This is a genomic window from Chitinophaga solisilvae (assembly GCF_009928525.1).
In the GTDB taxonomy this organism is placed as follows: domain Bacteria; phylum Bacteroidota; class Bacteroidia; order Chitinophagales; family Chitinophagaceae; genus Chitinophaga; species Chitinophaga solisilvae.
In genome coordinates this window covers 317944-331053 of sequence record NZ_JAABOK010000005.1, presented here as the reverse complement: position 1 = coordinate 331053, position 13110 = coordinate 317944, and the positions used below count along the sequence as shown (strand labels likewise).

Genomic DNA, 13110 nt, shown 5'->3' with positions numbered 1-13110 from the left:
GATTTTTGGTAGCTGTTAGAATTCAAACCTTGCACTGAAACCATAAGTTTTAGTTCCCGGGTTGTTGAAATAATCAAACCCTTGTGCTTCCTGTGTACCGAATAAACTTGTTTCAGGATCTACGCCGGTATATTTGGTATTCAGCCAGAGGTTTCTTCCAATAGCCGTTACCGTTACTGCCTTAAACAGCGGTTTCTTTTTGAAGAACATTTTACCATCGAAACGATAGCCGAGAGATACTTCGCGGAGGCGCACCCAGCTTGCATCCTGAATGAAGGGTTCGTTCACATTAAATCCGCTGCCGATACCGGTATAGTATCCTTCATTCAGCTTGGCGGAAATATTATTCGCTTCTCCTTTGGACACCAGCTTACCATTAGCATCCAGATGGCCTTTTACGCCCGGGAATACTTTTTCTGTACCTCTATCCAGTGTATTGGCACTGGTACCGAAGTTGGTCATCGCGCCCCAGGTACCGTTCCACATATCCATACCTTGTCTTGTTTCAATAAGGAAGCTGAAGACGATACCTTTATAGTTGAAGTTGTTGGCAACAGATCCGGACCATTTGGGGTTTACATCACCTAAGTATTGCAGTTCTGCAATCGGAATGGGGTAACCATATCCGGGATCGCCGGGCGCACCTTCATCGCTGATAACTGTTCTGCCCTGCTCATCTTTCAGGTAACCTGCACCGTAAAGAGATCCATATTGTTTACCTACGATGGCAGATACAAAAATACCGGTGAAACCGTTGAAGTCAAATCTGTCAATACCTTCGGCCAGTTCCAGTACCTTGTTACGGTTCTGGGAATAGTTGACAGTGATGTTCCATTCCAGATCCTTGTTACGGATAGGTGATACGCCTACTGTCAACTCATGCCCCTGGTTGGTCATGGAAGCCGCGTTCAGGTAAGCCTGGCCATAGCCGGAGCTGGGTGCAATAGATACCGCATTCAGCAGACCGATACTCTTTCCCTTGTAGTAAGTGTAATCAATTGTTACCCTGTTATCAAAGAAGCGTAATTCTGTACCTACCTCAAACTGTTTTGTTTTTTCTGCAGTCAGGTTGGGGTTACCCAGCGTACCGCTCTTGGAGAATCCTACCAGACCATTGAAGGGGAACAGCACACCGTTTGTCCAGCCATCGCCGGGAGCAGTACGGGTGTAGTAAGTCTGCAGGCTATATGGATTCAATCCTCTACCTACACTGGAATAAGCGATACGCGCTTTACCATAGGAGAAGATATTGTTCTTGATATTCAATCCTTCAGAGAATACCCAGCCCAGACTGGCAGCCGGATAGAAGAAAAACTGATTCTGTCTTGGCAGGGTGCTGTTACCTTCATAACGGCCCGTTAATTCCAGGAAGAGATTATTATCGAAAGCGACGTTGGCTTTTCCATAAAATGCAACTCTTCTTTGTCTGCTGTTGCTGATGGTAAGGGAGTTACTACCGGTGTTGGTAACACCCTGGAAGTCGTTACCACTCATGTTATCGCCCTGCGTGTGCAGGTATTTGGAAGAGAGATCGTAGAGGTTCTGTCCTACGAGCAGGGAGTAATCAAATTTGCCGGACTTTTTGGTAAAAGTGGCAAAGAGGTCGTTGTTGATAGCGAGTGTACTCAGCTGATCTTCAAAATACTGACCAGCGGGATTTCCACCGCTACCTTTGGAATATATCTGCTTACGGTTATCGAGAGAATAATCTCCACCAAATCTTTCGGTGATAGATAACCATTCAAATGGTTTATAGGTAGCGCCCACGGTTCCGAAGAAACGTTGTACGTTATCATTGTACGGGTTCATGTTAACGGTCCAGTAGGGATTGTCGTAGATACCACGACCGCGGTAGCTTCTCTGATCACCGCTGTTATCGCCGAGGAGGTAGGCGGAAGGATCTTTCGGGTCAGTAGCTCCGTTGGAGTTATCGAAAGTAGGCGTGGTTCTCAGCAGGCCCAGCATGATACCGCTCAGGTTACTACCCTGCTGCGGACGGCTGCCGCCTGAGTTGATATAGTTCATGGCGGTGTTCACGCTGAACTTATCATTGTATTTATAATCAGTAGAAAATGAAATGGTGTTCTTTTTGAAGTTCGTCAGCGGAATGATACCGTTCTGATTGAAGTGGGAAACAGAGAGACGATATCCCAGCGCGTTGTTACCGCCGCTGATGGCCAGGTTATGCTGTAAACCAACACCAGTGCGGAAGAACTGGTATGGATCATAGGCGATAGCGGGTTTTCCGTTGGGGTTGGCGCTTTTAAGCACCAGCTTTCCGTTTTTATCCCAGAGATATGGCTCGGAATTATCGAAAACCAGCTGATCAATCCGCGGGCCGTATGAGTGGGCAACACCATTTTCAGGATAGCCCAGATTACCGCCGCGTCCCTGTGCATACACATTTTGTCTTTCCGGCAGCTGACTTACCTTATCAAAGTTACCGGTGAGACTGTAGGAAACGTTGAATGATTTACCATCAGGATTACGCTTACCTTTTTTGGTGGTGATGATCACCGCACCGTTGGAGGCCTGGCTACCATATAAAGCGGCAGCAGCGGGGCCTTTGAGGATGGTGATGTTTTCCACATCTTCCGGGTTGATGTCTACCATCCTGTTGGACTGCAATACACCGGCAGTACCGGACCCGTCGCTCATGGTATTTGTTTCGGAGTTATCCACGGGCAAACCATCAATCACGAAGAGGGGCTGGTTACTTCCGAGGATGGTGGTAGCACCGCGCAGCTGCACTCTCACGGCAGCGCCGGGTGTACCGGAGGCAGTGATGATGGTGGCGCCTGCAACTTTACCGGAAAGGGCACTGAGAGGGTTAGAAGGAGCGGTTCTGGTCAGTTCATCACCTTTTACATCCTGGGCCGCATAACCGATTGATTTTTTCTCTTGTTTCAAACCGAGTGCTGTCACTACTACTTCCTGTAATGCTTTGGTGTCTATAGGCAGGGCTACAGACAATTCGGACTGATTTCCTACAGCAATTTCACGAGTAAGGTACCCTACACTTCTTATTACTAATACTGCATTACCGTCTTTCACATTGATGCTGAAGTGTCCTTGTTTGTCGGTGGTGGTGCCTGTGGTTGTACCTTTAATCTGGATGGTAGCCAGTAGCACGGGGTTTCCGTCGCTGCCCTTAACGGTTCCTGTAACCTGTCGCTCCTGTGCGTAGGCCAGGCTTACAATTGCCATAGGCATGGCAAAAAGGAGTAAAACCTTTTTCATAAAAAGATTCAAATTTTGGTTGAAAAAGAAAGGGTTGTTACTAAATCCCTGTTTAATAAATCATTGATGGGTATGAACACTAATCGTGTGCATACCGTTGCTGGCAAATACTTTGATTGTATAGCATAATATTAGATCGTGTAAGACAGCAAAAGACCAACTACATAAATATCACTGAAAGCAAATAGAAAAAGTGAACTATGTTGTATGCGTGGAAATTATTGCCACCTCTAAAAGGCACAGCGTAAGGTAAAAGCGCCTCATTGGTTACTCAGATTTAGATTTAGATTTTGGTTGAACATCCACAAGTTATTGAAAAAATGTATTCCTTGTGAATTCTACTTAACATTATTTTAACAGCTGTTCAAGACACCTGTTTAAACAACTGATAATCAATATCTCCCTTTCTAAAAAATGTAAAATCTTTAAAATTCTGCGCATGGAGACGGAAATGCACAATTTCTGGTTACTGTAAATAGTTTTTATAAAAAACGAGTGTATCTCCTTACCAGAGATATTATGTTGAGTAATCTTATATTAAAATGAGTGTATCAGCTGACATTGCAGCATTGTTTTTTTATTACCCTCAATGACATCCCAACCGCTGCCGATAGTGGCTACGCCGGAATAAATAGTCTGATGCAGGCGCGCCCAGCAGGTCAGGCGTTTATTCACCTTCCACCTGAGGTTAATATAATACTGCCATCCGCTGCCGTATAACTGCGATACAGCGTTATCATACAGTACGCTGCTTTCATAGGCGTACAGGCGTGTATCATAACTGTCCGTAAAAAACCAGGCTATTCTGGCATTGATACCTAAAGGCCAGGCACGGCACTTCCAGCCTACATCCTGCGCCAGCATCCAACCCTGCTGCTTCCCCGCAGCAGAGGCATAACGGCTGCCGGAAAGCCGGCTCCGGATGCTCCATTGCTTATTACATTGCTGCGACCAGATAATTCGTATACTGCCTGACGTTATCTCCGATAACACTTTCACCGGGTTATCCGGTATCACTTCATTGCTGCTGCCCTGCCGGAAGATATATCGCAGTACCAGGGTCCTGGTTTTCGCGGGGGACCAGGTGGCCTGCGCCATGTATTCCTTCCCTCCGGATGGTGCGCTGGCACGGTATTTCAGCCAGGGAAACGTGAATATATCCATGTAACCATCTACCCGTAAGCGCGCATGCATTTTCAGGGAAGCCGCCATATACAGTCCCTGCTCATTGGCCGTGCGGTAGCCATCGCCGAAACCCTTTGCGTAGAGTGACTGATATGCCTTGTCATAGTAGCGGTATATAATTGCCATATCTGCCGCGGGGGCAAGGCTTGCCAGCAATCCCTGTACTATTGCGGGTTTACCGTTACTGCTCAGGGCGGCCTCTCCAAAGAAATGTATGTTCCGGTATGCCGCTGCATAATCAATACTGCCGCTCAGTAACTGCTGCCCGCTGAAATCAAACTGGTTATAAGGTGCGGGGGTTTTCTCCAGCGCGGGCGTTAAGCGGTGATACATAACATTGGCGCCTGCCTGCCAGCGCCGGGTATTACAGCGGATATTAGCGCCGCCGCTGAGTTGCTGCAGTGTTCCGCCTGCGGCCATTTCAGTGGCAGATCTGTGATAACCGCTGCTGATAAGGGATGTAGCGGTCTGCATATCGGCAGCAGTATCTGTAGTATTCACATGACCATCCAGCCGGCGCAGGGATACAAATGCCGTCGTCTGCCATATGCCCTGCTCCAGCGTGACGGCAGCTCCACGGAAAAAGTAATATTCCCCTGCAGAAGTATAGGGCCGTAGTATTTCTCCTTCTCTTTTTATCTGCATGACTGCAGCTCCCTTGCTGTACGCCTGCGATTGCCAGTTCAGCAGGCCCTGTCCCATATTGACTGTATAATCTCCCAGTGCCAGCGCTTTCAATGCGCCACGATTCCTGATAAAGCAATGCGCGCTGTAAAAATCGAATCCATACCGCTGCGTGCCCTTCAGAAAAGGTTCTCCCGCATCTTTTTCCATGGTAACTCCCCAGCTGGCGCGTCGCGGAAAGTTATAACGGTAACGGACAAACGCTTTCAGCGGATTGCCGGCATAGTGCGGCAGGGTGCTGTCCGTATGCAGGTAGCCTTTAGATTTTTCCGGTTGCCATCCCACACGTAGCAGTAAGGTATGATCCCCTTTATGCAGGTAGTCATACCAGGAGTAATGAGGTTCCAGGTCATCTCCGACTTTCACATAAGGCAGCATCTGCCGGATAATATCCGGATCGAATCCGGGCACAGCCTGCAGTTCATAGATACTCACCAGGTTTCCCAGCAGGCGGCGATAGGTTAAAAAATTGTTCACCAGTAAGGGGGTTAGTATTCCTAATGACTGCAATGCAGCCGCATCGGCGGTATTAAGTTGTATCCGGTGCCGTGCATAGGCATTCAGCTGCTGCCAGTCCGCATCATCTTCCGGTACGGCTTCTTTACCGGCTGTTTCATTCTCCAGTGTATTTTCCATAGCGGCGGGCAATGCTTCCTCCTGTTGCCGCGCAGTTGCCGGCATTGCCATGGATAGCAGCCACCAGCAACATCCTGTTAACATACGCCACGGCCGGCTTTTTTTGCAGACTACTTCTCCTGTTGCTGCCATATAATGGTCGTTGAAGGGGTGAAGCCGAGCTGCGGGTGGAACCCTGTGCCTACGGCAATGTGCAGTGTATGCAACTGCAACGCGAAACCAGCGTGGCAGTAGCCTGGCATAGTGGTGATGCCTAGACGTAACCCCAGCCGTGAAGCAATCCGGTATTGCATATTGACGCTGCCGGTAGTAACTGTTCCGCCACCGGTTTCAAAGCCAGCGGAAAACAGACAGTCCTTCGAAGCCTCAATACCTACGCCGCCACTGTATAGCAGCGGCAACAGCTGTGTGTACCGGATCAGCAGCCCCGCATATACGTGCTGCCACAATCTGCCCAGTGTACCACCCGTCACCGACAACGCCGATGCAGTGCCATATCCCTGTACTGCCTGCGACATATAGGAAAACTGCAGTCCCGTACTCACGTTATGGCCTATACGATGGCCATACGCTCCGCTGACCTGCTGCCGGTAATACAATGGGTTACCAAAGCGGGCCACCATCAGCCCGAAAGCGCCCATACCGGCAGGAATACCGAGCATGGCCATGTACAGGGAAATATCTTTCAGCATAAACCTGCGCTCGGAATAAATACCTGCTGAAAGCCCCGGCAACAGTGGCAGGGCAGCAGGGTGCATATTCGCTGAATACACATCGTGAAAATGATAACTGTAATTACCGGCGTCTCTTCCCAGCGGAGATAATAAAGGTTGGGCATACAATGTCAATATGCATTGCATACAAATAAGGGTCAACATGAACTGTTTCATTTCATGAGGGGTTTAACAATAAAGAATCCGTATACTAAAGGATTTGGGTTAACAAACGTTATCTGCTGTTTCAAAGGTAAACAATCAATCAGGCACGATTTGTTAATTACATCTTAACGCGGGAAAAATTTTTCCTCATATTCAAAAGAAAATGTTCAGCATGAAAAAAAATAATTCAGGAAGCAGTCCTTACTATCTCGCAAAAAAAATCAGCGAAGACAAACCGCAGTTTATCTTCGCTGATAAATATATTCCACCTGACTTTTAGAACAATCCGTATAACTGCGAATCAATCCTGGAAATGATCTCACCCAGGTCTTCATCGCTTTCAGGGAATTTATTCTTGTCAATATCTATAATCAGCAACGGACCTTCTTTATATTTTTCAATCCAGTTGTTGTAATATTCGTTCAGGCGTTTCAGATAGTCCAGCCGTATATTTTCCTCGTACTCGCGGCCTCTCTTCTGAATCTGCGCCACGAGTGTAGGCACGGAAGCCTGCAGGTAAATGAGCAGGTCCGGTGGTTTCACCATACTTTTCAGCGTTTCGAAGAAATTGAAATAGTTATCAAAATCCCTTTTGGTCATCAGGCCCATCTCATAGAGGTTGGGTGCAAAGATGTGCGCATCTTCATAGATGGTACGGTCCTGGATAACGGTTTCCTTACCGTTCTGGATTTCCAGCAGCTGTTTCAGGCGGCCGTTCAGGAAATACACCTGCAGGTTGAAGGACCAGCGGGGCATATCTTCATAAAAATCGTTCAGGTAAGGATTGTGCTCCACATCTTCATATTGCGGGTGCCATTTATAGTGCCTGCACAACATTTCGGTGAGCGTAGTTTTGCCTGCGCCTATGTTTCCGGCGATTGCAATATGTTTGATCTTGTTCTGTTTTGCCATGCGATGAAGGTGCGTTCTCAATAGTAATTAAAACCGATAAGTTTTCTCGCCTGTTGCAAAGTCTGTGCCGCATTTGCCCTGGCCTTTTCTGCACCTGCCTTCATAATCTTTTCCAGGTAGGTGGTATCCCGTTGCAGTTCCGCTGCCTTATCACGGATAGGCGCAATAAATTTCACCATATCTGCTCCCAGCTGCCCTTTCATGTCGCCATAGCGGATAGTGCCCGCGGCATGTGCATCTTCAAAAAATTTGACAGTATCCGGTGCAGACACAAGTTTCATCAGGGTAATCAGGTTCTGTACTGATTCCGACATGGGTTCGCCCGGCGCGCCGCTGTCAGTTTTGGCCTTCTTCAGTTTGTTGATGATTTTCTCATCACTGTCTGACAGATATATGGTAGCCATTTCATTTTCGCTCTTGCTCATTTTGCCGCCATTTCCATCAAGGCTGAGAATTCTGACCAGGTTATCGCCATAATTGAATGCTACCGGTTCGGGGAACAGTTCACCATAGCGGCTATTAAAACGCTGCGCATAATTTCTGGCCATTTCCAGATGCTGGCCCTGGTCCTTGCCTACCGGTACTTTTACTGCGCGCTGAATAAGTATATCCACGCTCATGAGCACAGGATAGGTTAACAGGCCTGCATTGACATTCTGCGGCTGCTGGCGCACCTTATCCTTGAAGGTAGGCACTTTCTCCAGCTCGCCCATGTAAGCCAGCATATTCATGTACAGGTACAGTTCTGCCACTTCAGGAATATCGCTTTGTGCATACAGCGTCACCTTTTCCGGATCCAGGCCGGAAGCGATGTTTTCTGCCAGCACGCGCATAACATTGCCTTTTAAGTCTTTCGGATCCGGATGCGTGGTCAGGGAATGCCAGTCTGCCACAAAAAAGTAGCAGTTAAAATCTTCCTGCATCCGGATATAATTACGGATAGCGCCAAAATAATTGCCTAAATGCAAATAACCGGTGGGGCGTATGCCACTCACCACAATTTCTTTTTCTGTAGCCATAACAGGGCGCAATTTAAAGAATAGCTGTTAGGTTTCAGCCTGTCATTTTCCGGAATCCGGTAAAAAATTTCTTAAAAAAAGAGTAAAGCTATCTGCCGGTAGCTGAAAGCTCTCCGTTTATCCCTATTTTTGAGATACCATCATAATTACCATACAATATTTATTATATTTTGATTTAATTTGATTATGGAAGTGAACGAAGCCCTGGTACAACAGCTGGCTGATCTGGCAAGACTGGAATTCAGCGACGCGGAGAAAACGGAGATCCGCGGGGATCTGCAGCGGATGATTACTTTTGTGGAGAAACTGAATGAGCTGGATACAACAGATGTTAAACCGCTTTTACACCTGACGGAAGATTATAACGTTTTCCGGGAAGATGCGGTAAAGCCTTCCATTACCCGGGAAGAAGGACTGCAAAACGCACCGGCAGCCACTTCTGAATATTTTAAGGTGCCGAAAATCATAAAGAAATAACCCTCATGCAAAAGTCCGTTATTCACCTCGAAGATATCAGGAAAAGCTATTTCCTTGGAAAAAATGAACTCCCGGTCCTCAAGGGGGTGTCTCTGGACATTTACAAGAACGAATATGTAGCGCTGATGGGCCCGTCCGGCTCCGGTAAATCCACCCTGATGAACATCCTTGGCTGCCTGGATTCGCCTACCAGAGGCAAATACATTCTCAGCGGACATGATGTTAGCAAAATGGAAGACAACGCCCTGGCGCTGGTACGCGGCAAGGAAATAGGATTTGTATTCCAGCAGTTTAACCTCATGCCCCGCCTGACAGCCCTGGAAAATGTGGCTATTCCGCTGATTTATGCCGGCGTCGGTAAAAAGGAAAGAGAGGAAAGAGCGCGCGACATGCTCGAAAAAGTAAAGCTCGGAGAACGCTACAAACACAAACCTAACGAACTCTCAGGTGGTCAGTGCCAGCGTGTAGCCATTGCCCGCGCCCTCGTCAACAACCCCTCCCTGATTCTCGCCGATGAACCTACCGGTAACCTCGATACCAAAACATCCGTTGAAATCATGGAGATATTCGGCAACATCCACGCCTCCGGCAACACCGTTGTACTCGTTACCCATGAAGAAGATATTGCCGATCACGCCAGACGCGTAATACGCCTGCGCGACGGCGTCATTGAATCGGACAGAATCAATGAGAGAAGTGAACTGGTAAGATAATTACGAATTGCGAATTACGAATTGCGAATGAGGAGCGAAGATTTTAGCGGATAGTGATTAAATTATCCGCTAAAATCTTCGCTCCTCATTCGCAATTCGTAATTCGCAATTCGTAATTTGCATTAAAACAGTTCTATGTCACTCAAAATATACACCAAGACAGGCGACAAAGGGAAAACCTCCCTGATCGGCGGCACCAAAGTGCCCAAAAGCGATATCCGCATTGATGCCTACGGCACAGTGGATGAACTCAACTCCTACATCGGGCTGGTCAACGACTACACGGCAGACCCGGATACCAAAGCCTTACTGAAGGAAATACAGGACCGGCTCTTCACTATCGGCGCAGCACTGGCCTGCGACCCTGATAAGGAAACCAAACTGAAAATTCCGGATCTGCATGAAGCTGATATACAGCTGCTGGAAACCAGCATCGATAAAATGAATGAGGAACTGCCTGTCATGAAATCATTTATACTGCCCGGGGGCCATGTAGCCGTATCCACCTGCCATATTGCCCGCTGCGTATGCCGCCGTACAGAACGCCTCTGCGTAGGCATGCAGGAACAGGAAATGTTCATTGAACCGCTGGTGCTCAAATACATCAACCGCCTCAGCGATTACCTGTTTGTACTGGCCCGCTGGACCGGCCACCAACTCGGCGCAGAAGAAATTCCATGGAAACCAAGGGTATAATTTTTTTCATACATTCGCTATATGTTCACAGGAATCATAGAAACATCAGGAGAAGTGATTTCTACCAAAAAAGAAGGTAGTAATCTGGTAATAACCATAAAATCCGCCATCACCGGCGAATTGAAGATAGATCAGAGCGTTGCCCACAATGGCGTATGCCTGACAGTTACACAAATTGAAGGAGATACCTACCAGACCGTAGCCGTGGATGAAACCCTCCAGAAAACCAATCTGGCCCTGCTCAAACCCGGTAATAAAGTAAACCTGGAAAGAGCCATGCTCTTCAATGGCCGTATAGACGGGCACCTGGTACAGGGCCATGTAGACGGCACCGGTACCTGCATTCTCCGCGAAGAACAGGATGGCAGCTGGTTATACCGGTTCACCTATCCGCCGGAATTTGCCGGCCTCATCGTGGAAAAAGGCAGCATCTGTATGAATGGCATCAGCCTGACCGTTTTCGACATCACCAGCGATCAGTTCTCCGTTGCCATCATTCCATATACTTTCAATCATACCAACGTACAGTTCATGCAACCCGGATACCTCGTTAACCTGGAATTTGATATTCTCGGTAAATACGTGGCCCGTCAACAGATATTCAATACAGCTTTAAGCTAGTATGTAATGAGAATGCTGCTGCTGCTCATGTTATTAACTACCTCCCTGCTGGCAACTGCCCAGCAGGCGAAGGTAGTACGCCTCAACGCCTGGTATGATGCTGAAGGCGCAGCGGAAATCTATGACCGCATACCCATCGGGCTCCAATTCATCTTCAGCGACAGCAGCGAACAAAAAACCGCCGGCCTCCTCGATGGCCGCTACAAATGGAACCGGCTGGATGTATCCTCTTCCAACGGTACCATCAGCAACGGTATACTCACCTTCAACCGCCAGCAGCTGATCCGGGATCATTATCGTATAACCTTTACCGTTAAAGGCGACAATGCCCCCGACCTGCACGCCGTTATCACCCTGCCGCAGCTTACCGGCATACGGTTTAACCACTATGCAGACAGCATCAAAAAAGATATACGCTTTTATCTCAATGTAGAAGGAAAATTCAGCAGCGGGAAAATATTGCCGCTCGATACGGCCACCATACGCTTCGCTGCTTCCTCAGGGAATATACTGGGGCAGGACCTGCTCATCGATAAAACAGATACTGTAAAGACAGTAACCATAGAAGCCTGGTACAAAACCAATCCGGAGATGTACCTCCGCTCCGTCATGCCCATAAAACAACTGCCAGACCCGGATCTGCCGCCATTACCGGGCAATACGCCGGGAAGAAGAAAATCCGGCCGGCACTAGATCAGCGTCCGTGCCTTCAGCTCCAGGTATTTATTGACCACATTCACCGTCAGCTGCTCAGGTGGGCTCAGCAGTGACATAATACCATATTTCGCCAGCTCCTTTACAATCAGTTTCTTGTCATAAGCGAACTTCTGCGCTATCGTCTGCCTGTAAATTCCTTCCACATCCTGCTGCGGTTCTTCCGTAATTTTCTTCAGCTCCGTATTCTCAAAAAATACCACCAGCAACAGGTGATACCGCGCCAGGCGCCGCAGGAAAGGCAACTGCCGCTGCAGGCTGGACATAGATTCGAAATTGGTAAACAATATCAGCAGGGAACGCTGCGATAAATTACTGCGCAGCTGCACGCTCAGCGCTTCATAATCGCTCTCCTGCCACTGCGTTTCCTGCGCATACAACATCTCCAGGATCTTGTCCAGCTGCGTTTTTTTGCTGGTTGCCGCCAGCACATCCACCTGCTGTTCTGTAAAGGTGGCCAGTCCGGCTTTATCGCCTTTATTCAGCGCCACATTGCTGAACACCAGCGAGGCATTAATAGCGTAATCCAGCAGAGACAGCCCGTTGAAAGGCATCTTCATTGTACGGCCCTTATCAATCACACAATATACCTGCTGCGATTTTTCTTCCACATAATTGTTGACCATCAGGTTGCCGGTGCGGGCAGTAGCTTTCCAGTTAAGCATCCGCACATCATCTCCCTTTACATAGGGTTTGATATGATCGAACTCCATACTGTGGCCTATTACCCGACGCTTATGCACGCCGGCTTCCTGCAGCCGGTTTGCATACGAGAAGAGAGAATAGTGCCGCAGCTGCTGAAAGCCGGGATATACCTGCACGGATTGTTCCGTATTGAAAACAAAACGGCGGCGGATCATACCCAGCGCTGTTCTGATAAAAACATTGGTATACCCGAATGCATACACTCCTCTCTCCACAGGACGCAACACATAGCGGAAAGTATGTGCCATGCCGGCGCCTATCTTCTCCTTCAAAAGAAAATCACGGCGCTGGAACTGCACCGGCAGTTCGTCAATAACAGCCACCTGTACAGGAAACGGGTAATGATTCACGCAACGGAGGATAACTTCATTATCATCGCCATTGCTCAGACGCGGACTTACCTTTCTTTCCAGCTCCAGGATAGTGGCAGGGCGCGCCACCAGCAATGCCATATCCAGCAGCAGCAACACCAGTAAAGCCAGGAACACCAGCATGGAAACGGTATACAGCGGCGGAACAAAAAAGGATATGATAAACAGCAGGATATTTCCTCCCAGCGCCATATAAAAACGCCGGGTGAAAAACAGCAGCTGATATAAATTATTTTTTACTGTGGGAGACATATCAATA

At 48.0% G+C, this 13110-nt stretch carries 11 protein-coding genes; 5 read left to right on the top strand and 6 right to left on the bottom strand.

What is annotated here, in order from left to right; genetic code table 11:
- Positions 1 to 15: 15 nt before the first annotated feature.
- The 5 genes from GWG06_RS12295 to trpS all read right to left on the bottom strand — a co-directional run bounded on the left by GWG06_RS12295 (position 16) and on the right by trpS (position 8554).
- Positions 16 to 3240 carry a SusC/RagA family TonB-linked outer membrane protein gene (locus GWG06_RS12295; RefSeq protein ID WP_160713551.1) on the bottom strand — a complete coding sequence of 1075 codons (3225 nt, stop codon included), beginning with the start codon at positions 3238 to 3240 and terminating at the stop codon, positions 16 to 18.
- 537 nt (positions 3241 to 3777) lie between these two features.
- On the bottom strand, positions 3778 to 5877 hold the full coding sequence (locus GWG06_RS12290) for a ComEA family DNA-binding protein (RefSeq protein WP_160713549.1): 2100 nt from the start codon (positions 5875 to 5877) through the stop codon (positions 3778 to 3780).
- Positions 5856 to 6605, bottom strand: a complete 750-nt coding sequence (locus tag GWG06_RS12285; protein ID WP_235938305.1) for a hypothetical protein — start codon at positions 6603 to 6605, stop codon at positions 5856 to 5858. Before GWG06_RS12285 ends, GWG06_RS12290 begins: the two co-directional genes overlap by 22 nt.
- Positions 6606 to 6899: 294 nt before the next feature.
- A complete protein-coding gene (locus GWG06_RS12280) occupies positions 6900 to 7535 on the bottom strand; it encodes a deoxynucleoside kinase (protein ID WP_127040599.1) in 636 nt (211 codons plus the stop codon).
- A 17-nt stretch (positions 7536 to 7552) separates the two neighbouring features.
- Positions 7553 to 8554, bottom strand: a complete 1002-nt coding sequence (gene trpS, locus GWG06_RS12275) for a tryptophan--tRNA ligase (RefSeq protein WP_160713545.1) — start codon at positions 8552 to 8554, stop codon at positions 7553 to 7555.
- A 186-nt stretch (positions 8555 to 8740) separates the two neighbouring features.
- Here trpS and gatC point away from each other — a divergent pair, with 186 nt between their 5' ends.
- From gatC to GWG06_RS12250, 5 genes are all read left to right on the top strand, one after another.
- Entirely contained in the window at positions 8741 to 9031 is a 291-nt protein-coding gene (gene gatC / locus GWG06_RS12270; protein WP_127040605.1) for an Asp-tRNA(Asn)/Glu-tRNA(Gln) amidotransferase subunit GatC, read from the top strand.
- Between the two features lie 5 nt (positions 9032 to 9036).
- Positions 9037 to 9744, top strand: a complete 708-nt coding sequence (locus tag GWG06_RS12265; protein ID WP_127040608.1) for an ABC transporter ATP-binding protein — start codon at positions 9037 to 9039, stop codon at positions 9742 to 9744.
- A 135-nt stretch (positions 9745 to 9879) separates the two neighbouring features.
- On the top strand, positions 9880 to 10440 hold the full coding sequence (locus GWG06_RS12260; protein ID WP_127040611.1) for a cob(I)yrinic acid a,c-diamide adenosyltransferase: 561 nt from the start codon (positions 9880 to 9882) through the stop codon (positions 10438 to 10440).
- 21 nt (positions 10441 to 10461) lie between these two features.
- Positions 10462 to 11061, top strand: coding sequence for a riboflavin synthase (locus tag GWG06_RS12255; protein WP_160713543.1), 600 nt, complete (start codon positions 10462 to 10464; stop codon positions 11059 to 11061).
- Between the two features lie 6 nt (positions 11062 to 11067).
- Entirely contained in the window at positions 11068 to 11754 is a 687-nt protein-coding gene (locus GWG06_RS12250; protein WP_160713541.1) for a hypothetical protein, read from the top strand.
- Here the strand turns inward: GWG06_RS12250 and GWG06_RS12245 are convergent.
- Positions 11751 to 13103, bottom strand: coding sequence for a DUF58 domain-containing protein (locus GWG06_RS12245; RefSeq protein ID WP_160713539.1), 1353 nt, complete (start codon positions 13101 to 13103; stop codon positions 11751 to 11753). The two genes, GWG06_RS12250 and GWG06_RS12245, sit on opposite strands and share 4 nt — an antisense overlap.
- Positions 13104 to 13110: the final 7 nt, after the last annotated feature.

Excerpts from the sequence above, each read along its gene's own strand:
- GWG06_RS12295 (WP_160713551.1), bottom strand. The coding sequence starts at position 3,240 with ATGAAAAAGGTTTTACTCCTTTTTGCCATGCCTATGGCAATTGTAAGC.
- GWG06_RS12290 (WP_160713549.1), bottom strand. The coding sequence starts at position 5,877 with ATGGCAGCAACAGGAGAAGTAGTCTGCAAAAAAAGCCGGCCGTGGCGT.
- GWG06_RS12285 (WP_235938305.1), bottom strand. The coding sequence starts at position 6,605 with ATGCAATGCATATTGACATTGTATGCCCAACCTTTATTATCTCCGCTG.
- GWG06_RS12280 (WP_127040599.1), bottom strand. The coding sequence starts at position 7,535 with ATGGCAAAACAGAACAAGATCAAACATATTGCAATCGCCGGAAACATA.
- trpS (WP_160713545.1), bottom strand. The coding sequence starts at position 8,554 with ATGGCTACAGAAAAAGAAATTGTGGTGAGTGGCATACGCCCCACCGGT.
- gatC (WP_127040605.1), top strand. The coding sequence starts at position 8,741 with ATGGAAGTGAACGAAGCCCTGGTACAACAGCTGGCTGATCTGGCAAGA.
- GWG06_RS12265 (WP_127040608.1), top strand. The coding sequence starts at position 9,037 with ATGCAAAAGTCCGTTATTCACCTCGAAGATATCAGGAAAAGCTATTTC.
- GWG06_RS12260 (WP_127040611.1), top strand. The coding sequence starts at position 9,880 with ATGTCACTCAAAATATACACCAAGACAGGCGACAAAGGGAAAACCTCC.
- GWG06_RS12255 (WP_160713543.1), top strand. The coding sequence starts at position 10,462 with ATGTTCACAGGAATCATAGAAACATCAGGAGAAGTGATTTCTACCAAA.
- GWG06_RS12250 (WP_160713541.1), top strand. The coding sequence starts at position 11,068 with ATGAGAATGCTGCTGCTGCTCATGTTATTAACTACCTCCCTGCTGGCA.
- GWG06_RS12245 (WP_160713539.1), bottom strand. The coding sequence starts at position 13,103 with ATGTCTCCCACAGTAAAAAATAATTTATATCAGCTGCTGTTTTTCACC.